Below are 26156 nucleotides of genomic sequence, written 5' to 3' on the forward strand. Positions count from 1 at the left end.
AGCTCGACCTGAACAGGTAGTTCCGTGATGGATAGACAAGCTGTGAAGCTCCGGGCAGAGAGGTTGAAGAGCCCCACTGACGCGCTGGCACGGCGGAAATGTTTCAGTCCGCGCGGGGCCGATGGTGCTGGCGGTCCAGACTGCGCCGCAGATGGCCGGTCATCGCCTCGGCGGCCCGTTCCGGGTTGCGGCGCAGCACGGCGCGCAGGACGCGGTCGTGCTCGGCGAGAGTCAGCGGGCCCGCGCCCGGGATGCTGCCGAGCCGGAAGATATGGAGGTGGCTGTGGAGCCGGCCGACCGCCTCGGCGAGCAGCGGCCGGCCCGCCGCGCCGGCGACGGCGTCATGGAACCGCTGGTCGAGCGCGGCGAACTCGCGGTACACGGCGTACCGTTCGCCCGATCCCGGCCGGTCGCGCATCTCCTCGACCAGCGCCTCGATGGCGTCGAGCTGCGCCTCGTCGGCGTGGAGCGCGGCGAGCGCGGCGGCACGGGGCTCCAACAGCAGCCGCATCTCGAAGAGTTCGTCGAGCCCCTGCCGGGTGAGCAGTTCGGTGGCGCGGTAGCCGGCCAGCGAGCGCTTGGTGACGAGTCCGTCCGCCTCCAGCCGCGCCAGGGCTTCGCGTACGGGCGTGGGCGACACGTCGAGCCTGCGGGCCAGCGCCTCGATACCGACGCGGGCGCCGGGCTGGATCTCATGGTCCATGACCAGGGCCTTGACCGACTCGTAGACGCTGTCGGCCAGCACCTGGCGCTGCGGCTGCCGGCCCGTACCGCCTCCCGTACTGCCCGTACCGTCCAACGCCCGGCCTCCTCCGCTCGCCCAGCGCGGATTCTATAGGTTTCCCGGGCTCGGACCGGGCCGTCAGCCGTCCGCGGTCACTCCATCAGGAAGACCTGCTCAAGCCGGGTCCACCAGTCGCCCGCCGCCGCCTCCGGCACCGGCTCCTGGCAGGGGTCGGTCAGCTTCCACCACTCCTTGGTCGCCTCGTCGTCCGCCATCGCGGCGAGGTCGGCCGCCAGGTCGTCGCCGTGGTACTCGAAGTAGGCGAACAGCCGGTCACCCAGCAGATGGATCGAATAGTTCGAGATCCGGCAGGCCCGCAGCCTGGCCAGTACGGGTTCGGGCACCGCGCGATGCAGCTCCCGGTACTCGGCCACCTTCTCCGGTTTCACCCTGATCACCTGCGCGATGCGTTGCATGACCGGGAACCTATAGGAAAGGCAGCGGGCACAGAACCCCTCGGGCAGGGAAAATCCAGCCCAAGCCCTTGACGTATGGGCGCATCGGACGACTAACCTCCAGGGGCTCTCTATTTCCTATAGGAAACTCACCGGAACTGACCTATGAGCGAGATCAAGCGCGTCGACTGCAAGCTCGTCACCATCGAACCCGAGACGCTCCGCACGGACGCCACTCAGACCTTCCTCCGGCAGGAGACGGTCCTCGTCACGGTCGAGACCGCCGACGGGCTGCGCGGCACGGGCTACTCGTACACGATCGGCACCGGCGGCAGCTCCGTACTCGCGCTGCTGCGCGACCATCTCGCGGCCACCCTCGTCGGCCAGGACGCCCGCAACGTCGAGGCGGTCTGGGCCCGCATGCTCGCGTCGACCCGTGCGACCGCCTTCGGCGTGCTGACCTCGCTCGCCCTGGCCGCCGTCGACACCGCCCTGTGGGACCTGCGCTGCCTGCGCGCCGGCGAACCGCTCTGGCGGCTGGCCGGCGGTGCGCACGAGCGGCTGCCGGTGTACGACACCGAGGGCGGCTGGCTGCACCTGTCGACCGAGGAGCTGGTCGCGAACGTATCGGCGGCCAAGGCGGCCGGGCTGCGCGGCGCGAAGCTCAAGGTGGGCAAGCCGACGGCGGTCGAGGACGCGGAGCGGCTCGCCGCCGTACGGGCAGCCGTGGGGCCCGCGTTCGAGCTCATGGTGGACGCCAACCAGTCGCTCACCCGCGCCGAGGCGGTGCGTCGCGCCCGTACCTTCGAGCCGCTCGACATCGCCTGGTTCGAGGAGCCCCTCCCCGCCGACGACGTCACCGGCCACGCCCTGCTGGCGCGCGCCACGTCCGTTCCCGTCGCGGTGGGCGAATCGGTCTACAGCGCGGGCCACTTCGCCGAGTACCTCACGGCGGGCGCCGCCGGCATCGTGCAGGTGGACGTGGCCAGGATCGGCGGCATCACGCCGTGGCTGAAGGTCGCGCACGCGGCGGAGGCGTTCGGCGTGCAGGTCGCCCCGCACTTCCTGATGGAGCTGCACGCCAGCCTGGCCTGCGGCGTACCGGCCGGGATGTACGTCGAACACATCCCGCAACTCGGCGCGATCACGCGCGGCGCGCTGACGATCGAGAACGGCGAGGTGGTCCCGCCGGAGACCCCGGGCCTGGGCATCGAGTGGGACGAGGACGCGATGGCCGACCTGCGGGTCGCATGACCGCCGCGGGAGCGGACCGGCGTGCCCGCGAGAGGCGTAATGAACCGGTCGGCGGCACCGGCACGGTCAGGCTGGGGCGATGACCGACAGCAGAGCCGACGAGCGGAACGTGGTCCGGCTGATCGCGCTGTCCGACGGGATCTTCGCCATCGCCATGACGCTGCTGGTGCTGGACATCCATGTCACACCCGACCTGGACGGGCCGCGCTTCCACGACATGGTCGAGGACCTGCTGCCGCACATCGGCGCGTACGCGCTGAGCTTCGCGATCCTCGCCGGCTTCTGGCGCGACCACCGGCGCATCCTGCAACTCGCGCAGCGCGTCGAGGGCCTGTCGCTGCGGCTCTCCCTGGCCGGGCTCGGCGCCATCGCGCTGCTGCCCTTCCCGACCACGCTGCTCTCGGAGTACGCGTCGCAGACCCTGTCCGTGGTCATCTACGCGGCCACGGTCATCGTCATCGACGTACTCCAGATCGCGGTGCTCCGCACGATCCACTACCAGCCGCGCGCCGCGGGCTCCGGCCCCGAGCCCGCCCACCGGAACCTGATCACCGACCTGGCGTCGAACGTCGTCGTGTTCGGCGCGGCGCTGCTGATCGCCTTCGCCTCGCCGAGGGGCGCGCTGTGGACGCTGGTACTGCTGGTCCCGCTCAGATTCGTCCTGGCCCACCGCGCCAGGAAGCGCACCGAGCGGGACTGACGGCGGCGGACCCGCGAATCATCTATTAGATGCTTAGCAAACACACGCCAACGTGGGCAGACAGTCGCCCGATGAACGCCGCATACCGTCCGTAACTTCCTCTAGGGCGCCGCCTGCGAAGGGTGGACTACTTCCTGGGCAGTGTGTCAAGGAGCGGCACGTTGCTGACCAGGGCATCCCATTCGAATACCCCCCACGACACAGTGATGCGGGGTCAGACAACCAGGTCGCCTTTGCGGCACTCTCGGCGAGTTCGGTAACGCCTTTCAAGTACCGCTCATCAAAACCCCGAATACTAGCGCAACGACACTGCCTTCTCTTTGCTAACTCCGCGCTGGCAACGCAGGAATAGATCCGGACTCAAGTTGCACAACGTGGTTTTGGAACTCCGACACCCAAGCCAAGGTCTCATTCTCCATCAGCAGGGAGGCCGCATCCACAAAGTTGATTAGTTCCTGCACCGCTTCGGCAAAGTTCTCTGAAATCGGCTGATGAGTCAACTTCGCCTCAATTCTCAGCCACGACGCCTGAAACATGATTAACTGACGATTGAGAGAGATGGCGGTCGAGACGTACCTCATCCACGAAGAAGAGAATCCGCAAACTCTATCCACAGCAACACAGGAGGCGCCTATTCCGATTATCCCGTACCCCCAAATCGCTTGCCGCGACCAGCCCATTCCTACCACGACCACTGGCGTAACCGCCCCTAGGGCAAAACTCAATACGGCAGAAATTCGCAAGAATCGAGACCATCTCGCCTTTGATATTTTTTCGCGCGTATACCAGTTGATGGAGTCTACGACGAATTCCTCCACCCACACAAATAGCTCCTTTACGGCCTCTGCCGTATCATCCGGCTCTGAGATTCTCCGCAACACAAGAGCCCGCAAGTCCCCGTCGCGATAACGACTGTTTGCAACGACTTCGCCAGTCTCATCACTAGAAGAAGAGGCCATTCCCCCCACCCCACCTCTGCCATTTACGAGTATCAAAAAAATCTACCGCCCCGCCATTGGAGCTTGCGATTCTCGAAAATTCCGGCCAGTCGACCAAATGCAAAAACCCTTGCCTCTGCAAAACTTCTTGCGTCTCCGCCACCGAGTATGCTTTACGTGACGTGCCGTAACGATTGAATTGATCACCGGTGCCTACTCGCCGAGTAATGAGCCAACAGAGCAGAAGTAGGCGTGTCTGGAAATCTTCTGAATCATATTTGGTAGCGAGTTCATCCACCATTCTCTGCCAGGGGTGGTTGGGCAGAAGGTATCGTCTATCTCCTGCAATAAATCCCTGCATGCTGTCACTGAAGCCCGAGACAGCGACTTCACCAATTGGAATCAGAACGAGAGGCGCAGCTCTCCCTCCATAACTTTCGCGTTCACGCTCCAAAGTTTCAAGTGGGCTCTTCATAACGTCACCCGGCGTCCATCGCGTACTCCCTTCCTTCTTTACCCATGTGACGCTACAGCTACGGTTATCGATGTCCCCCGCGACCTCAGATACCTCCCATTCGGATAGAAATAGTTCGTCAATTTCATCGGTTCTCCCCAGACGGGAGCACAAAATAGGATTATTCGATGAGATGCCCTCCTGTTGATTAGCGCTAAGGAGATTTAGGACAGATTCCCGAGTGCCTCCTGGAAGCTCCCTAAGCAGATACTCCACATGCTCCGTGACGGCGCTCTCTGTGGTCTCGATCTTTTCATACTGTCGCAAATCTTGCGCTGTTACTCTCTTCCTGATGCCGTCCTCTTCAATCAGGAAGAAGGGAATTCCTCGAATAGCATTTCTCAGCAGATCCGGCGAGACGGGGCTCCCTTGCCCCTTAAGTGGCCCAGCGATGATAACTGCTTCTTCAGTCGCCCATGTAATCGAATGCTGGCGTTCCGTTTGCAACTGCTGAATTTCCTCGATTACATGCTGACTGTAGGACTCGTAACACTGTTGAACGAATGAATTCCGCTCCGAAGTAGGTTCCAGAGCCGACCGGGCCACATTTGTGCGAGGAGACACAGGGCCAAAAGTATTCGCAAGGGCCGCGATAGGGCCAGTACCGCGAAAACCCGGAGTGGATGATTCGACGCGCACGCCTGCGACGCATACACCCGTGGTCACCACCAAATCATCATGCACAACCCCCCGCCTAGCGCCATGTGGCTCGGCCCACAGGAACGTCCATTCTCTGAAATGCTGGTTCCACCTAAGGCCATAGGCAATAGACAGACCTGCGTTGTGCCGCTCGACTACCTTGATATTTCCCTTTTCCAACGCTGAAGCGGAGCTTGGGCTAGAGCGCTTGATTGCATCTTCAAGGGCTTTTCCCACAGAGGTATAACCCACCGTCACGACGGCTTCTTTGTCCTCTTGTACCGTGACATTACACTGAGGCAATACCACCCAGTGTTGCGCGGTCTTGGTTACATTCTTCAGCTCCGCACTCGGACGGAGGGTCAGTCTAACAATAGTTCCGTGAGGCCGAATAGATGCTGGAACTTCATGGTTTTTATCCAGGGTGCGCACCAAGTATTGTCCATGAACTGAGCGCAAAGAAAGCTGTCGAGCCTTTTCTTCGTCCGGGTGGCAGGTGATGATCTCCACTTGGTCGGCAACCATGAAGGTTGAGAGGACCCCGATGCCGAATCGGCTAATAGGGTTGAAAGACGGATGTTTTTTACGGAATTCAGGGTCTTGATAGAGACTTGAACCCGCCCTCAGTAGATTGTTTTCAATGACCTCTTGTGTCATTCCGGTGCCATTATCACATACTTCCAGAGTACGCTCCTCACTATTCCATGAAATGCTCACTGAACCATCGTGGGGCGCTCGGATATCATGCTTCACTCGAACAGCATCAAGCGAATTCTGGACCAGCTCCCGCAGGACAACATTCGTGTCGTTGTAGAGAGTATGGCCAGTCAAAAGATCCAGGACTCGCTCTTGATCAATAGTGAACTGGAACGGTTCGGTGAGAAATCCGCGTGCCTCAACACGTGTCGTGTCGATAATCCTCCAAGGAAAGAAGTATCTTGTGCCCTTGCTTGAGTTCGAACGCTGAACCCACTCGTAGCTTTTACGCAACTGATCGGCCGCGTACTTCAAATATGAAGTGAGGCCAAAAAATCCATTCTCATCCGTAAAGGTCGCATGAACAGAAATAGTGTCTTGCGGCGCAGAATCTGACGGAATTCCGTCCTTATCAGTACCCTTCAGCGCCACAACGGCACGCACGGCCGACTGCTTAGCCCATTCATTTTGACTAATAGGATCAGAAGGATTGAAAACCCGAAATGCAACCGAAGGAGTCCGGTCACGTGTGATGTGAAGCAGATCTACCGTGCGAAGAAGAATGGCTGCGAACTGCACGTTGGCTCGTTCATGTTCCGTCGATCCGTAATACTGGTCAACGGGATATTTTTTCGCATCATAGAGGTCGTTCAGATGGTGACTCTCACACACTTTGGCCAAGTCTTCCTTGAAGACCGAGTCAATCGAGCCCAGAAGTCGTTGAATCTCCTCAACAATAACTGCGTTCACGCCAAAATTTGGGGAGAGATCCCCCTCGATCCATTTACGAACTCTGGTGGCATGGTAGTAGCGGACAAATTCTTGATACAGGAATCGCTCTTTATCTGGCTCACTCAAGCCGCCCAGTCGAGCGAAATAGTCACGACCCTCAGCGTCCGGCGTGTTGAGAATCTCCTTACAGAAGTCGGCGAATTCAGAGTCGTCGCGACTTTCATATTCATCCTTGGTGACCAACATTCCAAGGTCATGGAAATAAACAGAAAGGACCAGAAGCAGCCAGTCGGCCGGTGTCATAGCCTCGCGTGTCTGAGGCGTGACAAGCCAGTCGAGCTTTTTGAGCATCTCGTCAATGTGGGTGATGTCGTGCTTGGTGTATTCATCGAAGAAACCACTCTGCCCGATTCTTCCCAATAGCTCCGCCAACTCCCTTCGAGCCTGAGTAAGGCTGAACCCACCAAATGCTGGAAGGTCACATGCCACGCTTGCAGACTGCTCGGCGTACGAAGGTAGTAAAGCCACAAGGCCCCCCTGGTCATTGTCTTGGCCATGAGGCTAGCCTTTATCGGCCCGCCTCATGGCAGATTCTGGCAAACTGACCCTCGAGGTTGGCGCCCTGCAACTTAGTACGGGGCCCGCTCCGACCGACCTCGGAGCGGGCCCGCCCGGTATCCCGGCTGGCCTTCACGGACCGTCAGGTCCGCTCCGGCGCCTCCGGGTCGTCGTCGGGGTACGGGTAGAACGCCGTCCCCAGCTTCGGCAGCCAGCCCACCGTCGCCACCGGCTCGTCGCCGTCGCCCGGGTGCTGCGGCAGCAGCCCCGCGTTCAGCACCGGCTCCCAGCCCACGGTCAGAAAACTCATCGCAGGGCCTCCTCGGCGATCAGCGGGTCGTTGGACAGCTCGGGCGGCACGGGCAGTTCGGCCGTCAGGGCGCGCGGTACGCGCTCGGCGGCCGGCGCCGGACGCGGGTCGGGCGGGGCCGCGTTGTGGTACTCGGGATAGTTGTCCTGGTAGTCGATGGCCGCCTGCACGATCGCCGGCTCGCTGAAGCGCGGCCCCCAGAACTGCGCGGTGATGGGCAGCCCCGCGTCCGTGCTGTCGTAGCCGACGGGGAACGAGACCATGGGCCAGGCAAGGGCGTTGGGGAGCTGGTAGTACGCCCGGTAGACCGGGAAGCCGCTGCCCGTACGGGGCCCGATCTGCGCCCCGAGGCTCATCACGAGCATGAAGTCGACCCCGGCGTCGTCCAGCGCCGCCTGGTAGTTGGCCTGGAGCGTACGGCGCCGGTGCTCGCCCTCCACCCGCACGGACGCCGGTATCGCGCCGCCGAACCGGGTGGCCGACTCGAACGAGGCCGCCGACTCGCCGGGGGCGCGCCGCCCGTACTGGGACTGGAGCGTCTTCGCCTGGTCGGCGGGGCGGGTGGCGGCGAAGTCCTTCACCGCGTCCCAGTACCGGATCTCGTACCGGTTGGGGCTCAGCACCGCCGACGACGGCGAGACGGGCGAGCCGTCGACCGTGGCGAGCACGTCGGAGCTGGAGAAGTACGGGTCGTTCTCCGCCTTCGTCACATCGAGCCCGGCGAACTCCTTCACCTTCGCGCCGAGCGCGGTGAGCTGGCGGCGCAGCCGCTCGAACGCGGCGCGGTGGTCGTCGTCGTACGTGTCCTGCGGCGGCACGCCGACCTGGACACCGGCGCTGGTGCGCATCCAGTCCGTCTGCGGGATGCCGATGGTGATGCCCGCGAGCGGCTTGCGTCCCTTGCGCGGGGTGAGCGGCATGGCGGGGAAGGGGTCGGGGGCGGCGAGGGTCAGCGGGTCGTTGGCCGGGTCGGGGCCGAGCATGACGGACAGGATGAGCGAGGCGTCGCGTACGGACCGGGCGATCGGGCCGAGCACGTCGTACCCCGGCGACAGCGGCATCAGCCCGGCGACGGACGACGTGCCGAGCGACGGCTTGATGCCGCTCGCGCCGTTGGCGGCCGACGGCATGACGATCGAGCCGCCGGTCTCCTCGCCGATGGTGGCTGCCGCGAGCCGCGCGACCGTGGCGACGCCCGAGCCCTGGCTGGAGCCGCCGGGTACGTACTTCAGCCCCCAGGCGTTGCCGGCGAAGGTGCCGGTGATCGAGCCGGAGAAGGCGGAGCAGATGGTGTGCCCGAGGATCACGGCACCGGCTTCGCGCAGCCGGTGGACGACGGTCGCGTCCCGCAGGGCCGCGTTCCCGTCGAAGGCGTGGCTGCCGTCCTTGGCCTCGAAGCCCTTGACGGCGACGGAGTCCTTGATGCCGAACGGGATGCCGAGCAGCGGCGGCAGGTCGTCGTCGTCATGACCGCCGTTGTCGCCGTGGCCGCCGGAACGGCCGTGCCCGTGCTGCCTGGCCTTGGCGAACCGGGCGTCGGCCGCGCGGGCCTGGGCCAGGGCGCCGGCCTTGTCGACCCGGACGAAGGCGTTGTAGAGGCCGTTGTCGGCGTACGTCTCGAAGGGGCCGTTGAAGCGGTCGATCCGGTCCAGGTACGCCTGGGTGACCTTGACGGAGGTGGTGGCCCCGGCTCTCAGCAGCGCGGCGAGTTCGATCACCTCGTAGTCGACGAGTCTGGCGCGCTTCTTGATGCCCGACACGCTCGGGAGCGCGGCGGTGAAAGCGGCGGGTGTGAAAGCGGCGGGTACGGCGGCGGGCGGTGTCGCGGCGAGGGCGGGGGCTGCGGTCGCCGCCGAGACGGCGGCGGCTCCGGTCACGGCGGCGGCGCTACCGAGGACGGCACGCCGGCTCAGCCCGCGGGAGGCGGGAGCGGAAGAGGTACGGGGGGTGCTGACGGGGGTGGTGTCCGCTGACATCAGGCGAGTTTCCCTGTCGTCGTAGGTGGATGGCCCTGACGCGTGGGGGGATGTGAAGTCGGCGAAAAAGAGGGTCGCCGAAGGCATGTGTAGGAAGCACCGAATGGGCGCCGTCAGCGTACCTACCAGGCTGTTTCGGCTGCGTACCGATCATGTGACCGGAACTGCGCTTGATCACCCGGACCGTCCCGCGGCTGACCACCCCATGGACAAACGGTGTCAGATCCGCCACATCCGACAGCGCCGGCCGGGCGTCCAGAACTGCCTGCATCCCCCACGCAATACGGAATCAGAGCCTCCGCCGACAGTTACCACTGTGGCGCAACTGTCCGGGCCGTCCTGCCGCAGCGCCCCTATGGTGACGCGAATACCGAGGTCGGGGGCGTGTGTCGTCCCATGTCGAGCGGAGCGACCGTGCACGATTTCCTCCACACGTTCTTCAGTTGGCACGAGATATGGAACGTGCTGCCCAGCCTCCTCACCGAGGGACTCGGCAACACCCTGCTGATCGCGGCGCTGGCGATTGTCTTCGGCCTCGTCGTCGGCATGCTGCTCGCCGTGCTGCTGCTCTCCGGCAACTGGCTGGTGCGGCTGCCGGCCCGGATCTACGTGGACGTCTTCCGGGGCATGCCGGCGATCGTGACCGTCAGCCTCGTCGGCCTCGGACTCCCCGCGGCCGGTATCCGGCCCTTCGGGCGCAGCCCGCTCGGGTACGCGGTCGTCGCCGTCGGCCTGATCTCCGCCGCCTACTGCGCCGAGATCTTCCGCTCCGGCATCCAGTCCGTACCGCCGGGCCAGATGCAGGCGGGCCGCAGCCTCGGCATGTCGTACCTGAACACCATGCGGGTCGTCGTGGTGCCGCAGGGCATCCGCAACGTCCTGCCCGCGCTGACCGGCCAGTTCATCGTCGACGTCAAGGAAAGCTCCCTGGTCTACCTGCTGGGGCTCTCGGTCGGCCAGCGGGAGCTGTACTTCATCGCGCAGGAGCACCAGGCGGCCACGTACAACTCGTCGGCGCTGGTGGCGGCGGCCCTCTGCTACCTCGTGATCACGGTCCCGCTGACCTACTTCGTGAACTGGCTGGACCGCAAGATGCGCAACGGCCCGTCAGGTCCGCGCCCCGCCGCCGCCGCGCCGACGCCCGTCACTCCGCTGACCGGTGAGGAGCAGCCGGGTGTCGGCCTGTCCGCCGGTCCCCTCGACAAGGAGGTACGGGCATGAGCGAGCCCGTGATCAGCGTCAAGGACCTCCACAAGTCCTACGGCTCGAACGAGATCCTGCGCGGGGTGAGCTTCGACGTCGCGCCCCGCGAGGTGGTCTGTGTCATCGGCCCCTCCGGCTCGGGCAAGTCGACCGTGCTCAAGTGCCTCAACCTGCTGGAGAAGCCGTCCGGCGGCTCGGTCGTCGTGTCGGGGGTGCCCCTCACCGACCCCGGCGTGAACGTCGACGAGCTGCGCGCCCGGATCGGCATGGTGTTCCAGCACTTCAACCTCTTCCCGCACCTGACCGTGCTCGGCAACCTGACGGCCGCCCTGCGCAACGTACGGAAGATGAAGCGCGAGGACGCCGAGGAGCGGGCGCACACCCAACTGCGCAGGCTCGGCCTCGGCCATCTCGCCGACAGCAGGCCGGCCAATCTGTCCGGCGGGCAGCAGCAGCGGGTGGCCATCGCACGGGCGCTGGTCATGCAGCCCGAGGTGATGCTCTTCGACGAGGCGACGTCCGCGCTCGACCCCGAGCTGGTCAAGGGCGTGCTCGACGTGATGCGCGAGCTGGCCACGTCCGGAATGACCATGGTCGTCGTCACCCACGAGATGGGCTTCGCCCGCGAGGTCGCCGACCGGGTGATCTTCATGGACGAGGGTCGGATCGCGGAGCAGGGCACGGCCCAGGACCTGCTGGAGAACCCGTCGAGCCCGCGGCTGCGCGCGTTCCTGTCCCAGGTCCTCTGAACCCAGGTCCTCTGAACCCAGGTCCTCTGAACGACACCCCGATGATCACAGCACAGACAGGACACAGTGCCATGAGAAATCTCGCCATGAAGGCAACAGCCACCGGAGCGGTCGCTTCGGCCATGCTCGTCCTCGCCGCGTGCGGCGGCGGCGACTCGTCGGCCGGTGACAAGTACGGTCTCCACCAGTCGGGCACCATCACGGCAGCGGTCTCCACCGACCAGCCGCCGTTCGCCAGCGCCACCAAGAGCGGCAAGCCCGTCGGCTTCATCGTCGACATCACGGACGAGGTCGCCAAGCGCCTCGACGTCAAGGTCACCTACAAGGCGAGCACCGTGCCCGGCGCGCTCCAGGGGCTGACCTCGGGCCAGTACGACCTCGCGGCTTCCGGGCTCGGTGTCACGGCCGAGCGGCAGAAGTCGGTGGCCTTCACCAAGGGCCTGTACTGGTCCACGACCGACGTGCTGACCCGCCTCGACGACAAGGCGACGGCCCTCGACGGGTTCCAGGGCAAGGACGTCGGCGCCGTCACGGGCTCCGTGCAGCAGGACTTCGTGAAGTCGAAGATGCCCGGCGCCAAGCTCAGCAGCTTCCAGACGCAGCCCTCCGCCGTCTCCAAGCTGCTCTCCGGCGGCCTGGACGCGTTCGTGGTCGGCGGCCCGGACTCGGACGCGTACCGCAAGCAGTACAAGAACCTGCGCGTCGCCGTCTCGGCGCCGGTGGACCACGCGACGGCGATGGCCGTCCCGAAGTCGAACACCAAGCTGCAGAAGGCGACCGACGAGCAGCTCGCGAAGATGGTCGACGACGGCACGTTCATGAAGATCTACAACAAGTGGTTCACCGAGGCGCCGGCCCCGGAGCTGATCAAGATCTGGCCCGGTCTGGCGAAGCAGGTCAATAAGTGACGACGACCGGCACCACCGGCACGACTGGCACGACCGGCACGACCGGCACCACTGGCACCACTGGCACGACCGGCACCACAGACTCCACCGGCACCACGTCCGAAGAGATCCGGCTGCCCGACGGCGGCTCCGTCTGGCGGCGTACGGTACGCACCCTGCTGCGCGACGGCGTCGTCCTCGTCGCCGACCTCTACACCCCGCACGAGGAGCCGGCCCCGGCGCCGGTCCTGCTGGAGCGGACACCGTACGGGCGCAGGGACCGCCGCTACTCGGACGGTCTGCACGCGCACGGCGGCCCGATCAGCCCCGAGGACCAGGCGGCCTTCTTCGCCGGGCGCGGCTTCAACGTCGTACGGCAGGACTGCCGGGGCCGGGGCGACTCCGAGGGCACGTTCGTGAAGTACCTCGGCGAGGCCACCGACGGGTACGACACCGTCGAGTGGCTGGCCGGGCAGCCGTGGTGCGACGGCCGGGTCGCGACCACCGGCGTCTCGTACTCGGCGCACGCCCAGACCGCGCTGGCCTCGCTGTCGCCGCGCCATCTGGCCGCGATGTTCGTCGACTCGGGCGGCTTCGCCAGCGCGTACGAGGCGGGGGTCCGGATGGGCGGCGCCTTCGAGCTGAAGCAGGCGACGTGGGCGTTCCGGCACGCGTTCCAGAGCCCCAAGGTGCAGGCCGACCCGGTGACGCTGGCCGCGCTGGAGTCGCAGGACATGCGCGAGTGGTTCCAGGCCATGCCCTGGCGGCGCGGGGTCTCGCCGCTGCGCGCCGTACCGGAGTACGAGGAGTATCTGCTCGACCAGTGGGAGCGCGGCCCGTTCGACGGCTTCTGGAAGCAGCTCGGCATCTACGGCCGCGGCTTCTACGCCGACTTCCCCGACGTACCGAGCCTGCACATGGTGAGCTGGTACGACCCGTACGTCCGCACGGCCGTGGAGAACTTCCAGCAGCTCGGCGCGCGCAAGACCAGCCCGGCGTACCTCGTCGTGGGCCCCTGGACGCACGGCGCGCGCAGCGACAGCTACGCGGGCGACGTGGACTTCGGCGCTGCGGCGACGCTGGACGGTAATCTCGCGCCGGACTATCTGAAGTTCCGGGCGCGCTGGTTCGACCGCCATCTGGGGCTGTCGGCCGCGGGTGACCAGGACGACTACCCGCGGGTGCAGTACTTCCTGATGGGCGGCGGCACCGGCCGGCGCACGGAGACCGGCAGGCTCGACCACGGGGGCGGCTGGCGGGTGGCCGACGCCTGGCCGCCGCGTGAGACCGAGCCCGTACGGCTCTATCTGCGCGAGCAGGGCGCGCTGACCGAGGCCGCGCCGCTGGCCGGGATCGACACCCAGGTCGCCTACGACTTCGACCCCGCCAGGCCGGTACCGACCATGGGCGGCCAGATCACGTCGGGCGAGCCCGTCATGGTCGGCGGCGCCTTCGACCAGCGGCCCGACGCCACGGTGTACGGCAGCGTGCCGCCGCATCTGCCGCTGGCGTCGCGGCCCGACGTGCTGGCCTTCGAGACGGAGCCGCTGACCGCGGACGTGGCGGTGGCGGGCCCGGTCGAGGTGCGGCTCTCCGTGTCGTCGAACGCGCCGGACACCGACTTCACCGTCAAGCTCGTGGACGTCCATCCGCCGACCCCGGACTATCCGAACGGGTACGCGATGAACCTGACGGACGGCATCCTGCGCGCCCGCTACCGCAACTCGTACGAGAAGCCGGAGCCGCTGTATCCGGGCGAGGTGTACGAGATCACCGTGACGGCGCCGGACACGGCCAACCTGTTCAAGGCGGGCCACCGGATCCGGCTGGACGTGTCGTCCAGCAACTTCCCCCGGTTCGACGTCAACCCCAACACCGGCGAGAGCGAGGCGGCGTCGCGGCGCAGGGCCGTCGCGACGAACCGGATCCATCTGGCACCGGAGAGTCCGTCGTGGCTGACGCTGTTCGTGCTGCCGTCGTCGGAGGCCGCATCGGCCGAGACCTCGTCGGCAGAGGCGGAGCGGTAGTCGGGGCGGTGGGCTTGCGCCGCGTGTTCTGCCGGGACCTCGGTCCCTGGCAGGACGCGCGTCGCACGCCTACAGTTGACGCGTGGTAGTCGTGCTCGACGTAGCGGGGGCAGGCGCTTCGGATCTGGTGGCGGGTACGTCGCCTCTCGCGGAGCTTCTGTCCTGCCTGCATGTTCTGGCGGAGCCCGAGCACCACCCCGAGTCCCGCACCTGGCTGGCGCGGGCCGGCGAGCGGCTGCCCGCGAGTCTCACGCAGGAGCTGCGGTACTACTCTCCGTTGTGGGCGCGCTACCGCTGCCGGCTGTTCTTCCCGCTCCAGGGGCCGCTCGGCCGCGAGCTGTACGACGAGCTGGACGCCTTGCTCGACCTGGACCTGGCGACCTTCGTACCGCTCGCCGCCAACGCGATACGCGGTGTGGTCTTCCCCGGCTCGAACCTGCTGCTGAGCGGCAGGACCGAGCAGCGCGAGTTCGTCAAGGCGTGCGAGCGCCGCTCCTTCTCCCGGGGCGAGCTGGCGAACGCGCTGGTGGACGACCCGGAGGCGTTCCGCACCGGCCTGGTCGAGACGGTCGGGCACTGCGCCGAGGCGTTCTTCGACGAGGAGTGGCGCAGGGTCGGCCCCCGGCTGAGCGATGTCGCCGCGCGGGTGCGGGAGCAACTGCGTACCGAACCCGCCGACGCGGTCCTCGCGTCCGTCAGCCCGACCGCCACCGCGACCCAGCAGCCGGCGCGCGTCTCGTACGACAAACTCCAGTCGGCGCGCGGGAAGGTCCGCGACCGCGGCTGCTTCCTGGTGCCGACCATGCACGGCTGGCCGCATCTGATCCTGAAGCTGGACGAAGGGCTGCCGCTCGTCGTGCACTTCATCGCCGACGACTGGGAGCAGCGCCCCTCGGTCTCGCAGTCGCTGGTACGGGACCGGCTGTCCGCGATCTCGGAGCCGGCGCGGCTCGAACTCTGCCGCCATCTGCTGAGCGAGCCGATCACCACGTCGGAACTGGCGGTCCGCATGGGCATCGGGGAGCCGCAGGTGTCCCGGCATCTGCGGCGGCTGCGGGAGGTGGGTCTGGTGACGTCGCAGCGGGAGGGGCGGATGGTGTACCACCGGCTGCATGCGGAGCTGCTGCTGAACCTGGGGGCCGACGTGCTCACCACGGTCATGCGCTGAGCGTGGTGAGCACGCGGCTGATCCCGCTGGTCGGTTCTCTGCGGTCAGTTCCCCGCGGTCAGTTCCCCGCGGTCGGTTCCCTGCGGTCAGTTCCTGGTGCCGACGGTGACGTCGCTCGCGTTGACGAGCGCCACCCGGTGGTTGAACTGGATCGTGTACATCTTCCCCGCGCCGACGACCAGGGTCTTGCTGGTCGCGAAGTAGTCGTCGGTGCTCACGGGCGGCTGCGTCGCCACGTACGCCTGCCCGGCGGGCAGTGAGTACGAGGTCAGCGGGGTCTCCGTGGAGGGCGAGAGCCCGGCCGGGTACTCCCCCGGCTGCGGATAGCCCGAGCCGTACACGTCGACCGGCGCCGCACCCGCGCCCTTGATCACCTTCGTTCCGGTGGCGATCGTGGTGTTCTTGCCGAGCGGGTTGTAGAACCACACCTTCTTCCCGCTGAACCAGATCGCCGTCCAGTCGACGCTGCGTCCGGCGACCACGTACTGCTGGCCGTCCTGGACGACGCTGCCCCAGTCGTTGATCTCGTTCGTACCGGCGGCGCCGCCGGGGTGCAGGGCCTGGTCGCCGAAGAGCGGCGCGGTCGCGCTGGGCGCCGTGCGGACGGGCAGGAAGTTCACCGGCTGCGTGCGGTTGACGCAGGCGGGCGTGTTGCCGCTGGGGTCCTCGGCCGGGCAGACCCGGACCGTCTGCTTGTTGGTGGCGAACTTGGGCGTGATCGTCACGACGGAGCCCACCGGGCCCACGCCGGGGCGGTGCACGTTGGTCGGGGCGCCGACCAGGCCCATGAACAGCGACCAGTCCCAGGACGGTCCCGGGTCCCAGTGCATGCCGGCGACGGAGCTGTTCACCGGGCCCGGCACGTTGTCATGGCCGATGAGGTGCTCGCGGTCGAGCGGGATGTCGTAGCGCGCGGCGAGGTACTTCACCAGATCGGCGGTGGCCTGGTACTGGGTCTGCGTGTACCAGGTGGCGCCCTGCGCGGCGAAGCCCTCGTGCTCGATGCCGATGGAGTGCATGTTGAACCAGTAGTTGCCCGCCTGGAAGGAGAGGTCCTTCGTGGGCACCATCTGGGTCACGGCGCCGTCCGAGGAGCGCATGACGTAGTGCGCGGAGGAGCCGCCGGGCTGCTGGAAGGTGGCGATGGCCGACGCGTAGGAGCCCTCGGTGTCGTGGATGACGATGTACTTGACGTCCATGCCGTCGGCGGGCCGGTTGGCGACCTGCCCGTTGGACGGGTCGGCGGCGATGAACGTGCAGTCGACGGTGGCGGGGCACTCGGTGGCGGCGGCGGTGGGCGTGGCGGCGTCCGGCGCCTTGCGCAGCTTCAGCCGGTCGAGCTGCGCGGTGGCGGGCCGTACGGACGGGTCGGCGGGCAGCCGCATCCGCTGGCCGTCGGTGGTCTGCCGCTGCACGCCGGTCTTGAGCCCGGCGTACACCCGGTCGGCGAATCCGGCCGCGGCCTTGCGGTCGGGCGACTGGCTGTAGCGGGCGACGGCGCCGTACCACTCGGCGGGGTCGGCGGACGTGGTGCCGGTCAGCGCCTTCTCGTACGAGGCGAGCAGCGCGGCGCCACCGCGGATGTTGTCCCGGCCGCCCGCGCGCAGCCGCTCGGCGGGAACACCGGCGAGCTTCGCGGCGGCGGGGAGGGTGTGCAGGGCCGGGTCGGCGGTGAGCGCCCCGAGATCGGCCCGCCCGGCGGCGCCCGCGGCGCCGTCGGCCAGCATCTTCGGCGTCACGTCGGTGAGGTTCATGGGGCCGTAGCCGCCGCCGGTGTTGTACTGGCCGGCGTGCGCGTCCCAGCGCGATTCCTGGTAGGCGACACCGAGCAGCACGGACACGGGTACGTGGAACTCGGCAGCGGCGGCGGCGAAGTCCGCCTGTCTGCCGGCGGCTGCGGGCGTGGCGCTGGTGGCACCGTCCGCCTGCGCGGCGACGGACGGAAGCAGCGCGAGACAGCTCGCGGCGAGCGCGCCGCTCGTGACGATCGCAGGCAGCAACCGTCCTGACTTTCGCTTCAGCAAGGGGATTTCCTCTCGTCCAGGCGTCGTTGGGAGTAAAGCACTTGCCCGCCAACGATGTTGGAACGCCCTTGTGGGGAATTCGGGAGGATGATGGCCGCATGAACCAGGTCCCCCGCAAACTCTCCACCGCCACCCGCCGCGGCCTCGCGTGGTGGCGTATCGCAGTGGAGGCGGTCTTCGAAAACCCGGCCCTGGGCGGAGTAGTGGTCCTGGGCGGCCTGACGATCTTCTGGATCGTGGAGGGAAACGTCTACGGCATCGTGTCGTCGCTGGTAGCGATGGCGGTAACCCTGGCGGTGGCGGTAAGAACGGCACGACGCTGAGGGGGGGGCGGGGGTGCCGCATGGCGGTTGCGTGGGGCGACTCGGGCCGGCTCGGCGGGTGCGGGTGCGGGTGAGTGCGCATGGGCCGGGGAGCGGGTGGGCCGGAGGGATTAGCCGCCCGTAGGGCCGCCCCCTGAGGTGTGAGTGTCGCGGCTCCGGTCCGGCCGTCAAGGGCGCTCCTTCGTCGCGTCGCTCCGCGATGACCTGCGGTCACCCTTGACCCCCGGCCCTCCACCGCAAGTACCTCCTTTTTGGGGGGCGGCCGGGGGGACCACGGGCAAGCTGGGATCGCGGTGACGGGTGCTTGCCCGGGTGCGGGTGCCGCGCGTCAGTTGCATGGGGCGACTCGGGCCGGCTAAGCGTCCACCCGGGCCGGGTAGCGGCTGAGACACATGCCCCGCTGGTCACTGGGGGTGGGTGGGTGCGGGTGAGTGCGCATGAGCCCGAAGCCGTGTGGGCCGGAGGGATTAGCCGCCCGTAGGGCCGCCCCCTGAGGTTTGAGTGTCGCGGCTCCGGTCCGGGCGTCAAGGGCGCTCCTGCGTCGCGTCGCTTCGCGATGGGCTGCGCCCACCCTTGACCCCCGAACCTCCACCGCAAGTACCTCCTTTTTTGGGGGGGCGGCCGGGAGGACCACGGGCAAGCTGGGATCGCGGTGACGGCTACTTGCCCGGGTGCGGGTGCCACGCGGCAGTTGCATGGGGCGACTCGGCCCGTCTCGGCGTCCACCCCCACCGGGTAGCGGTTGCCACTCATGCCCCGCTGGTCACTCGGGGTTGGTGGGTGCGGGTCAATGCGCATGAGCCCGAAGCTGGGTGGGCCGGAGGGATTAGCCGCCCGTAGGGCCGCCCCCTGAGGTTTCAGTGTCGCGGCTCCGGTCCGGGCGTCAAGGGCGCTCCTGCGTCGCGTCGGCTACGCCGATTCCGCTCCGCTCCACCCTTGACCCCCGAACCTCCACCGCAAGTACCACTTTTTTGGGGGGGGCGGCCGGGGGGACCACGGGCAAGCTGGGACCGCGGTGACGGGTGCTTGCCCGGGTGCGGGTGCCACGCGGCAGTTGCATGGGGCGACTCGGCCCGTCTCGGCGTCCACCCAGGCCGGGTAGTAGCTGAGACACATGCCCCGCTGGTCACTGGGGGTGGGTGGTGGGACGGGTGGGACGGGGGATGGCTTATGGGGCAGCCGTCGGGCGCCTCATGCGTGGGGAGTTGCGTTCAGCGCGCCACCAGGCACATCCGGCCGGTGGGAGCACCCGGTGGGTGGGACGGGTGTGACTGGGGTGACGGGGGATGGCTCCTGGGGCAGCCATCTGGAGCCTTATGCGTGGGTGGTTGCGTTAAGCGCGCGTCGGGGCGCATCAGGCCGATGGAGCGTCCGAGCGGCGGGGCCGGTGTGACCTGTGTGCCCAGGGAGGCACCCGGCAGGGGCTGCGGGTACCCGCCCGCGCAACAGGCCCGGCCGACCCTCACTTCCACCCCACCATCAGGCCCATCCATGGGCTTGGTGCCCTCTACGGCGCCCCTAACGCAACGCCCCACGCATAAGGCGCCCGATGGTCGCCCCACGGACCACCCTGCGTCCCTCCCGTCACACCCGCCCCACCGCCGCAGTCGCTCCACCGGCCCAGTGCGCCCGATGGCCGCCCCAGGAGCTATCCCCCGTCACCCCAGTCGCCCCCGACCCACCGTCGAAGTCGCTCCACCGGCCGGGTGCGCCCTACCGCGCACCTAACGCAACTCCCCACGCAAAAGGCTCCGGACCACCGCCCCAGGAGCTATCCCCCGTCACCCCAGTCACACCCGCCCCACCCACCGGCCCGTCGCCCCAGCCCAACTACCCCCACCAGGGCACCCTCCCGTCCCCCACCCACACCCAGTGACCAGCGGGGCATGAGTCGCAACCACTACCCGGTGGGGGTGGACGCCGAGACGGCCCGAGTCGCCCCATGCAACTGGTGCGTGGCACCCGCACCCGGCCGAGCACCCGTCACCGCGATCCCAGCTTGCCCGTGGTCCCCCCGGCCGCCCCCCCCCAAAAAAAAGAGGTACTTGCGGTGGAGGGCCGGGAGTCAAGGGTGGGCGCAGCCCATCGCGAAGCGACGCGACAAAGGAGCGCCCTTGACGCCCGGACCGCAACCGCGACACTCAAACCTCAGGGGGCGGCCCCACGGGCGGCTAATCCCTCCGGCCCACACAGGACCCGGCTCATGCCGTCCTGACCTGCACCCGGCCACCCACAGTGACCAGCGGGGCATGCACCCCAGCCCACCACCCACCGGGGTGGACGCCGAGCCGGCCCGAGTCCCCCCACGCAACCACCGCGCAGCACCCGCCACCACGAACCCCGCGCCCCCGTGAGTCCCCCGTCACCCTTCCGGACCCCTTCCGTGCGTGCCTCGGCGCTGCTCGCCGTAGGTTCTCCCCTGAGAAGAGGGGTACACGAACGCACCGACGAACAACCGAGCAACCCACCAACCCACCCACCCACCGGGAGCCACAACGTGCGGGCACTGACATGACGCGGGCGGCGCTGTTCGATGTCGACGGGACCCTTGTCGATACCAATCACCTCCACGTGACCTCCTGGTGGGAGGCGTTCCGGCAGGCCGGGCACCAGGTGCCCATGCCTGCCATTCACCGCGCCATCGGGCTCGGTTCCGGCGATCTCATCGCTCATCTGCTCGGTGACGAGCGGGACACCGGCCAGGACGACGCCATCAGCGCCGCGCACTCCACCCTCTACGGGACGTACTTCGACCGGCTGCCCGCCCTCCGGTCCGCGGCCGAGCTGCTGTGGGCCCTCGCCGACCGCGGCTGGCGGATCGTGCTCGCCACCTCCGCCGGTGGATCCGAGCTGAAGGCGCTGCGCCGCGCCATCAACGCCGACGACGTCATCACGGGAACCGCCAGCGCCGACGACGTATCCGCGGGAAAGCCGGCTCCCGAGCCCGTCCGGGAGGCCCTGCGGCTGGCCGACGTGTCGGCCGAGCGTGCGGTGTTCGTCGGCGACACCGTCTGGGACATGGAGGCCGCGGCGCGAGCGGGCGTGCGCAGCATCGCCGTACTGTCCGGCGGCATCCCGCGCGCCGCGCTCGAATCAGCGGGCGCCGGCGGCGTCTACGAGGACCCGGCCGACCTGCTGGCGCGGCTCGACACCAGCCTCTTCGCCGACATGGAAAGTCACTGACGCGGAAAGCCACTGACGCGGAAAATCGCCGACGCGGAAAATCCCTGACCGGGAGACGGCGACCGAAAACCAAAAAATGCCCGGAGGCGTTTCCCACCTCCGGGCATCCATTCCGCTCACTCCTACTCCTCGACAAGCAGCCCCGCACGCAGCTTCGACAACGTACGAGCCAGCAGTCGCGACACATGCATCTGCGAAACGCCGAGCTTCTCCCCGATCTGCGACTGGGTCATTTCCTGACCGAAGCGCATCTCGACGATGGCGCGCTCGCGGTCGTCCAGCTCATGCAGCAGCGGGGCCAGCGAGTGGAAGTCCTCGATGAGTTCCATGGCGGGGTCGCAGCCGCCGAGCGTGTCGGCGAACGTGCGGCCGCTCTTGTTGACCTGGCCGTCGTCCGACGTGTCGTTCGGGAGGTCGAGCGAGCCGGCCGTGTAGCCGTTGGCCGCGACGATCCCCTCGATGACCTCTTCCTCGGTCAGGTCGAGATGCTCGGCCAGCTCAGCGACCGAGGGCTTGCGGTCGAGGACGGTGCCCAGGTGGTCCTGCGCCTTGGCCAGCTCGACGCGCAACTCCTGAAGCCTGCGCGGAACATGGACGGCCCAGGTGGTGTCCCGGAAGAACCGCTTGATCTCCCCGACGATGTACGGGATGGCGAACGACGTGAACTCGACCTCGCGCGAGAGGTCGAACCGGTCGATGGCCTTGATCAGTCCGATGGTGCCGACCTGGAGAATGTCCTCCATGTCGCCACTGCCCCGGTTACGGAAGCGGCTCGCGGCGAAGCGCACCAGCGACTGGTTCATCTCGATCAGGGTGTTGCGCGCGTACTGGTGCTCGCGCGTGCCCTCTTCGAGGATCTGCAACTGGTCGAAGAACATCCTCGACAGTTCGCGTGCGTCCTTCGGTGCGACCTTCCCCGCATCCTCGATCCAGGGAAGCGCGCCCGTTCCGTCGTCGGTACGCGTGGGGAGAGCACCGTCCGCCAGTTGTATGGACGCGTTCGTGGATGGGGTGGGCATCGTCATGTCATCGCCTTACCTCGTCGGGGTGCCAACAGGCGCCTGCCCCCGAAGTCCGCGATTACCCACCCAGAGAGCAACAGTTTCTAGACGGCAATTATCTTGTGCCGACATAACTAACAAATAACTTAATTCGCCCATATAGGTCACATGGGACATGTATGGACACGCCTGCCCCGGTCATGACTCGGGGGGCGCCGACTCCGGAGAACCGGCCGCCCCCCGGAGTCGACCCGCAGACCCGGGCACGCCATCCATCAACGACGGCGCATCAGCAGCACGATGACGACAATAATAAGAATAACCACCACGGTACCGACGCCTATATACATCTGAGTTTCTCCTCTTGCTTGATTTTCCTCGGATTTCCATGGCTCTCCATGGATCTCATTCGCTGTCTGCACACTGGTTGCCCCGTTTCTCCTTCCTAAACGAACCCGAGCGTCGGACAAGATCCGTTCCCCCGCCTCGATTAGGCTGCGGAGGAGACAGGACGGACTTTCGCGGCGGATCCTCGGCGACAGGTGGTGGGCCAGGTGTCGGTGCCATGGAGCGGTGAAGGTCTGCCGCCGGCGGCCCGGGAACGCATCGACGGGGCCCGGCGCAGCGGCACCTGGTCGTCGGCGCTCTCGACCGGCGAGTTCACCGCGATCCGCTCGGCCGGCTTCGAACCGGTCGGCCAGGCGATGGGCTCCGCCGTCTACCACGTCGGACGGGCAGGACGGTACTGGGGCTACTACGACTGCCTCTACCTCAACGCGGGCTTCACGATGTCCACAGCGCCGGGCCCCGTGGCGCTGTCCGGCGACGGGGCGCCCTCCGCCGGGCTGGTCGAGGTGTTCGACAACGCGCGGCGTACGGCGCTGGACCGGCTGTCCGCCGAGTGCACCGCGCTCGGCGGTGACGGGGTGGTCGCCGCCGAACTGACCATGGCACCGTTCCCCACCCAGCCGAACTGCCTGGAGTTCAAGGTGATCGGCACAGCCGTACGGGCGCACGGCGACGTACGGTCGCCGCGCCCCTTCACCTGCCACCTCGACGGCCAGGGGTTCGCGAAGCTCGTCGCCGCGGGCTGGGTGCCCGTCGAGCTGCTCATCGGCATGTCCGTCGGCGTACGCCACGACGACCTCGGCACCCGCACCCAGGCGATGGCGTGGGGCAACATCGAGGTGGACGGGTGGAGCGAGCTGGTCGGTGACGTACGGGCCGACGCCCGCCACCAGTTGGAGCTGCAGAGCACGCGCCAGGGCGGCGACGGCGTCATCCTCGCCAACGGCGGCCTGCGCGTCTGGCGGGAACCCTGCATGCGGGCCTCCCGGTTCGGCGGCGAGGGCGAGGACCACGTGGCCGAGTCGACGATGGTGGGGACGACCATCGCCCGCTTCGACACGCGGTCCCGGCGCCCGCCGACGCTCGCCGTGATGCCGCTCGGCAAGCGCGGGGAGCGGCTGCGCGCGCGGCTCGCAGCGGTGGAGTCGAGCCCGTACGGCGACCCGGCCGAGCAGCGCAGGATCGCCGCCGAACTGGCGGAACTCGGCGATCAGGGATGACAGCAGCACCAGATCAACAGCGCCGAACCAGCAGCACCGAACCAGCAGCACCGAAACCAGCAGCACCGACAGTGAGGATGTGGCGAAGTGAGCGGTGAAGGTCCCAGCGATCAGGGTGTGCCCGCCGATGCCATGCGCAGGCTGGCGGATCTGGAGCCGGGCAAGGCCGGTTCGATCTTCACGAGCGACCTGTCGGTGAACGAGTTCCTGCTGGTCAGGGAGGCGGGATTCCGGCCGATCGGGCTGGTGCTCGGCTCGTCGATCTACCACGTCGGTATCCAGCTCGGCCGCTGGAGCAAGAACCAGGAGCTGGAGACGCTCAGCCAGGCGATGTACCACGCCCGCGAGTTGGCGATGACCCGGATGGAGGCCGAGGCGGCGCAGCTCGGCGCCGACGGCATCGTCGGGGTCCGACTGAGCGTCGAGGCGCGGGAGTTCGGCAACGACATCGCCGAGTTCATCGCCATCGGTACGGCGGTGAAGGCGGACGAGCCGCCGCCGGGCGGCGGCATCTGGCGCAACAACAAGGGCCAGCCCTTCACCTCCGACCTCTCGGGCCAGGACTTCTGGACGCTGATCAGGGCGGGCTACGCGCCGCTCGGCATGGTCATGGGCACCTGCGTCTACCACATCGCGCACCAGCGGATGACGGCCGCTTTCTCCAACATCGGCAAGAACGTGGAGATCGAGCAGTTCACCCAGGCGCTCTACGACGCGCGGGAGTTGGCCATGGCGCGGATGCAGGCCGAGGCGGAGGAGCTGGCGGCCGAGGGTGTCGTCGGCGTCCAGTTGAACGCGCACAACCACCGCTGGGGCGGTCACACCACGGAGTTCTTCTCGATCGGCACGGCGGTACGGCCGCTGCGCCCGGACCATGAGATCGAGCGCCCGACCATGGTGCTCAGCCTGGACGGCTGACCGCCCGCCGGTGAGGGTGGGGGGACACGACGAAGGGGAGCCCGATGAGCGACGACGACGGTGCGGACAGCGCCCCCGACGGCCAGATCGAAAAGGCCGACGACGCCACGACCGGCTCCGTCGACGAACTCGCCGCCGCGCTCCGCAGGGACGCCGCCGATCTGGACCTGTACGCCCAGGTGCTGAGCGGTTCGCTGGCCGAGGCACTGCCGCCGGACGCCGTCGTACTCGACCGCAAGCGCACCATGAGCGACCGGCTCGCGGGCCGGGAGGGCCGGGTGGAGCGGGTCGAGATCTCGCTGGACGACCAGCGGCTGATCCTGACGCTGACGCACGGACGCCCCGCGTGCGAGATCGCCAAGGTCGTACGGGGCGTGGTGCTGTCCCGTACGCCGGTGCCGCTGGACGAGTGGACGCAGCGGCTCGCCGCGGCGGTCGCCGCGCGGGCGCGTACGGACGCACGGATGCGGGCGGCGCTGGAGAAGCTGGTCCTGGGCGGCTGAGGGCGGCCGACCGTACCCCGATGACCGACAACTGCTCTCGCTGCCGCACGCCTTGGCCCGGCCGAGGGCACGGAACGACAGCTCCTGGATGCCCTTGGACCGCGCGAACTCCGCCAGGGTGGTGGCGTTGTCGACGGAGAAGACCTCCGCCCGGGTGCCGTTGACCCCCGGGACTCAGGACCGTACGTACGGAGGGCGGCTGCCGACGGCAGCCGCCCTCTCCCCTCCTGGCCCTGCCCCACGGCTGCTCACTGCGCCGCGTCGTGCCGCATGCGCGCCGCCGTCTTCCTGATCCAGGGCAGCGCCGCGTACAGCTCGGCACCCGGGCAGTCGGTGTCGTACCCGTCCCGGTGGCCCGAGATGGTGTGCAGTTCCACCGACGTGCCCTTGCGGTACCGGCTCTCGTCGCTCGTGGACGTCAGCTTCGCCCGACCCTGCGGGTCCACGCCCGGGGACAGCTTCCACGCCGCGATGGCCGCGATCGCCCTCAGCATGGCGCGGGGCGCCTTCGACCCGTTCTCGAAGCTGCCGAGCACGGCGATACCGGCGCTGCGGACGTTGAACCCCTTCGTGTGCGCGCCGCGCACCGGCCGGTCGATGCCGCCGCGGCGGCCCTCGTAGATGTTTCCGCAGCGGTCGACGACGAAGTTGTATCCGAGGTCGTTCCATCCCATGTCGTGGATGTGGTGCTCCTCCATCGACCGCAGCATCTCGGGCACGTCCCGCTTGCAGTCGTAGTGGTCGGAGTGCGTCGTGTGATGCACGAAGATCACCTCCACGGGGCCGGAGTAGACCGGCTTCTCGCGCACGGCCTTCTCGTCCGCGTGCCACTCACGCCGGCCCAGGATGACGGGGCGGGGCGCCAGCCGTGCCGCCCGCGCGGCGGGGGGCCGCTGCTCGGGCGCCCGGTGTTCGTGTCCCGGCGCGTCGCATGTCACCACCAGGGTCAGCGGGAGGAGCGCTATCCACTGTTTGAGCCGTCTTGGCCACATCTGCTCACCCTGGCCCGGTTACCGGCCGCGCCCAACTTCACTGCGGCCAGTCGAGTGACCTTGCGACTACCACGAAGTAGACGCTCAGCCTCCCTCGGAGTTACCTGTCCGGTG

22 protein-coding genes are annotated in these 26156 nt (G+C 67.6%); 12 read left to right on the forward strand and 10 right to left on the reverse strand.

The window, feature by feature from the left end; translation table 11 throughout:
- Nucleotides 1–103 precede the first annotated feature (103 nt).
- Both ACZ63I_RS26195 and ACZ63I_RS26200 read right to left on the reverse strand, forming a co-directional pair.
- Entirely contained in the window at nt 104–799 is a 696-nt protein-coding gene (locus ACZ63I_RS26195) for a GntR family transcriptional regulator (protein ID WP_469341452.1), read from the reverse strand.
- Between the two features lie 77 nt (nt 800–876).
- Nucleotides 877–1200 carry an L-rhamnose mutarotase gene (locus ACZ63I_RS26200; RefSeq protein ID WP_469341453.1) on the reverse strand — a complete coding sequence of 108 codons (324 nt, stop codon included), beginning with the start codon at nt 1198–1200 and terminating at the stop codon, nt 877–879.
- Nucleotides 1201–1344: 144 nt separating this feature from the next.
- Between ACZ63I_RS26200 and ACZ63I_RS26205 the strand changes: the two genes are divergently transcribed.
- Together ACZ63I_RS26205 and ACZ63I_RS26210 are read left to right on the forward strand one after the other, a co-directional pair.
- Entirely contained in the window at nt 1345–2433 is a 1089-nt protein-coding gene (locus ACZ63I_RS26205) for a mandelate racemase/muconate lactonizing enzyme family protein (RefSeq protein WP_469341454.1), read from the forward strand.
- Nucleotides 2434–2512: 79 nt separating this feature from the next.
- The gene (locus tag ACZ63I_RS26210) at nt 2513–3133 is read left to right on the forward strand and encodes a TMEM175 family protein (protein WP_469341455.1); all 621 of its coding nucleotides are present in this window, start codon (nt 2513–2515) and stop codon (nt 3131–3133) included.
- Between the two features lie 323 nt (nt 3134–3456).
- Here the strand turns inward: ACZ63I_RS26210 and ACZ63I_RS26215 are convergent, their stop codons facing one another.
- The 4 genes from ACZ63I_RS26215 to ACZ63I_RS26230 all read right to left on the reverse strand — a co-directional run bounded on the left by ACZ63I_RS26215 (nt 3457) and on the right by ACZ63I_RS26230 (nt 9496).
- The gene (locus ACZ63I_RS26215) at nt 3457–4092 is read right to left on the reverse strand and encodes an SLATT domain-containing protein (protein ID WP_469341456.1); all 636 of its coding nucleotides are present in this window, start codon (nt 4090–4092) and stop codon (nt 3457–3459) included.
- Nucleotides 4076–7141, reverse strand: coding sequence for an HD domain-containing protein (locus ACZ63I_RS26220; RefSeq protein ID WP_469341457.1), 3066 nt, complete (start codon nt 7139–7141; stop codon nt 4076–4078). Before ACZ63I_RS26220 ends, ACZ63I_RS26215 begins: the two co-directional genes overlap by 17 nt.
- A 211-nt stretch (nt 7142–7352) precedes the next feature.
- The gene (locus ACZ63I_RS26225) at nt 7353–7520 is read right to left on the reverse strand and encodes a hypothetical protein (RefSeq protein WP_469341458.1); all 168 of its coding nucleotides are present in this window, start codon (nt 7518–7520) and stop codon (nt 7353–7355) included.
- Nucleotides 7517–9496, reverse strand: coding sequence for an amidase (locus ACZ63I_RS26230; protein ID WP_469341459.1), 1980 nt, complete (start codon nt 9494–9496; stop codon nt 7517–7519). The genes ACZ63I_RS26225 and ACZ63I_RS26230 overlap by 4 nt, the downstream gene beginning before the upstream one ends.
- A gap of 414 nt (nt 9497–9910) precedes the next feature.
- Here ACZ63I_RS26230 and ACZ63I_RS26235 point away from each other — a divergent pair, with 414 nt between their 5' ends.
- From ACZ63I_RS26235 to ACZ63I_RS26255, 5 genes are all read left to right on the forward strand, one after another.
- Nucleotides 9911–10717: an amino acid ABC transporter permease gene (locus ACZ63I_RS26235; RefSeq protein WP_469341460.1), complete on the forward strand. Its 807-nt coding sequence runs from the start codon at nt 9911–9913 to the stop codon at nt 10715–10717.
- Entirely contained in the window at nt 10714–11448 is a 735-nt protein-coding gene (locus ACZ63I_RS26240; RefSeq protein ID WP_469341461.1) for an amino acid ABC transporter ATP-binding protein, read from the forward strand. Before ACZ63I_RS26235 ends, ACZ63I_RS26240 begins: the two co-directional genes overlap by 4 nt.
- Before the next feature lie 71 nt (nt 11449–11519).
- Complete coding sequence (locus ACZ63I_RS26245) at nt 11520–12356, forward strand: substrate-binding periplasmic protein (protein WP_469341462.1); 837 nt, start codon at nt 11520–11522, stop codon at nt 12354–12356.
- Nucleotides 12353–14362 (forward strand): CocE/NonD family hydrolase, encoded by a 2010-nt coding sequence (locus ACZ63I_RS26250; protein ID WP_469341463.1) that lies wholly within the window; start codon nt 12353–12355, stop codon nt 14360–14362. Before ACZ63I_RS26245 ends, ACZ63I_RS26250 begins: the two co-directional genes overlap by 4 nt.
- Nucleotides 14363–14444: 82 nt before the next feature.
- On the forward strand, nt 14445–15530 hold the full coding sequence (locus ACZ63I_RS26255) for a DUF5937 family protein (protein WP_469341464.1): 1086 nt from the start codon (nt 14445–14447) through the stop codon (nt 15528–15530).
- A gap of 86 nt (nt 15531–15616) precedes the next feature.
- Here ACZ63I_RS26255 and ACZ63I_RS26260 read toward each other — a convergent pair whose 3' ends face one another.
- Nucleotides 15617–17554, reverse strand: coding sequence for an N-acetylmuramoyl-L-alanine amidase (locus tag ACZ63I_RS26260; RefSeq protein ID WP_469341465.1), 1938 nt, complete (start codon nt 17552–17554; stop codon nt 15617–15619).
- A 98-nt stretch (nt 17555–17652) separates the two neighbouring features.
- Between ACZ63I_RS26260 and ACZ63I_RS26265 the strand changes: the two genes are divergently transcribed.
- Nucleotides 17653–17877: a hypothetical protein gene (locus ACZ63I_RS26265; protein WP_469341466.1), complete on the forward strand. Its 225-nt coding sequence runs from the start codon at nt 17653–17655 to the stop codon at nt 17875–17877.
- Between the two features lie 2511 nt (nt 17878–20388).
- A complete protein-coding gene (locus ACZ63I_RS26270) occupies nt 20389–21060 on the forward strand; it encodes an HAD family hydrolase (protein WP_469341467.1) in 672 nt (223 codons plus the stop codon).
- A gap of 122 nt (nt 21061–21182) precedes the next feature.
- On the opposite strand, the gene ACZ63I_RS26275 is transcribed toward ACZ63I_RS26270, so the two are convergent.
- Nucleotides 21183–22085 carry an RNA polymerase sigma factor SigF gene (locus tag ACZ63I_RS26275; protein ID WP_469341468.1) on the reverse strand — a complete coding sequence of 301 codons (903 nt, stop codon included), beginning with the start codon at nt 22083–22085 and terminating at the stop codon, nt 21183–21185.
- A gap of 251 nt (nt 22086–22336) precedes the next feature.
- Complete coding sequence (locus tag ACZ63I_RS26280) at nt 22337–22483, reverse strand: hypothetical protein (RefSeq protein ID WP_469341469.1); 147 nt, start codon at nt 22481–22483, stop codon at nt 22337–22339.
- A 132-nt stretch (nt 22484–22615) separates the two neighbouring features.
- On the opposite strand from ACZ63I_RS26280, the gene ACZ63I_RS26285 reads away from it, so the two are divergent.
- From ACZ63I_RS26285 to ACZ63I_RS26295, 3 genes are all read left to right on the forward strand, one after another.
- Entirely contained in the window at nt 22616–23629 is a 1014-nt protein-coding gene (locus ACZ63I_RS26285; RefSeq protein ID WP_469341470.1) for a heavy metal-binding domain-containing protein, read from the forward strand.
- Nucleotides 23630–23716: 87 nt separating this feature from the next.
- Complete coding sequence (locus ACZ63I_RS26290) at nt 23717–24547, forward strand: heavy metal-binding domain-containing protein (protein WP_469341471.1); 831 nt, start codon at nt 23717–23719, stop codon at nt 24545–24547.
- Between the two features lie 44 nt (nt 24548–24591).
- Complete coding sequence (locus ACZ63I_RS26295; RefSeq protein WP_469341472.1) at nt 24592–25050, forward strand: hypothetical protein; 459 nt, start codon at nt 24592–24594, stop codon at nt 25048–25050.
- A gap of 248 nt (nt 25051–25298) precedes the next feature.
- Here ACZ63I_RS26295 and ACZ63I_RS26300 read toward each other — a convergent pair whose 3' ends face one another.
- Nucleotides 25299–26042 (reverse strand): N-acetylmuramoyl-L-alanine amidase, encoded by a 744-nt coding sequence (locus ACZ63I_RS26300; RefSeq protein WP_469341473.1) that lies wholly within the window; start codon nt 26040–26042, stop codon nt 25299–25301.
- Nucleotides 26043–26156 lie beyond the last annotated feature (114 nt).

Source organism: Streptomyces sp. NPDC087906 (genome assembly GCF_055584925.1).

What these genes read in the sequence shown, in the direction of transcription:
- ACZ63I_RS26200 (WP_469341453.1), bottom strand. Translation starts at nt 1,200, where the DNA reads ATGCAACGCATCGCGCAGGTGATCAGGGTGAAACCGGAGAAGGTGGCC.
- ACZ63I_RS26205 (WP_469341454.1), top strand. Translation starts at nt 1,345, where the DNA reads ATGAGCGAGATCAAGCGCGTCGACTGCAAGCTCGTCACCATCGAACCC.
- ACZ63I_RS26210 (WP_469341455.1), top strand. Translation starts at nt 2,513, where the DNA reads ATGACCGACAGCAGAGCCGACGAGCGGAACGTGGTCCGGCTGATCGCG.
- ACZ63I_RS26215 (WP_469341456.1), bottom strand. Translation starts at nt 4,092, where the DNA reads ATGGCCTCTTCTTCTAGTGATGAGACTGGCGAAGTCGTTGCAAACAGT.
- ACZ63I_RS26225 (WP_469341458.1), bottom strand. Translation starts at nt 7,520, where the DNA reads ATGAGTTTTCTGACCGTGGGCTGGGAGCCGGTGCTGAACGCGGGGCTG.
- ACZ63I_RS26230 (WP_469341459.1), bottom strand. Translation starts at nt 9,496, where the DNA reads ATGTCAGCGGACACCACCCCCGTCAGCACCCCCCGTACCTCTTCCGCT.
- ACZ63I_RS26240 (WP_469341461.1), top strand. Translation starts at nt 10,714, where the DNA reads ATGAGCGAGCCCGTGATCAGCGTCAAGGACCTCCACAAGTCCTACGGC.
- ACZ63I_RS26245 (WP_469341462.1), top strand. Translation starts at nt 11,520, where the DNA reads ATGAGAAATCTCGCCATGAAGGCAACAGCCACCGGAGCGGTCGCTTCG.
- ACZ63I_RS26265 (WP_469341466.1), top strand. Translation starts at nt 17,653, where the DNA reads ATGAACCAGGTCCCCCGCAAACTCTCCACCGCCACCCGCCGCGGCCTC.
- ACZ63I_RS26270 (WP_469341467.1), top strand. Translation starts at nt 20,389, where the DNA reads ATGACGCGGGCGGCGCTGTTCGATGTCGACGGGACCCTTGTCGATACC.
- ACZ63I_RS26275 (WP_469341468.1), bottom strand. Translation starts at nt 22,085, where the DNA reads ATGACGATGCCCACCCCATCCACGAACGCGTCCATACAACTGGCGGAC.
- ACZ63I_RS26295 (WP_469341472.1), top strand. Translation starts at nt 24,592, where the DNA reads ATGAGCGACGACGACGGTGCGGACAGCGCCCCCGACGGCCAGATCGAA.
- ACZ63I_RS26300 (WP_469341473.1), bottom strand. Translation starts at nt 26,042, where the DNA reads ATGTGGCCAAGACGGCTCAAACAGTGGATAGCGCTCCTCCCGCTGACC.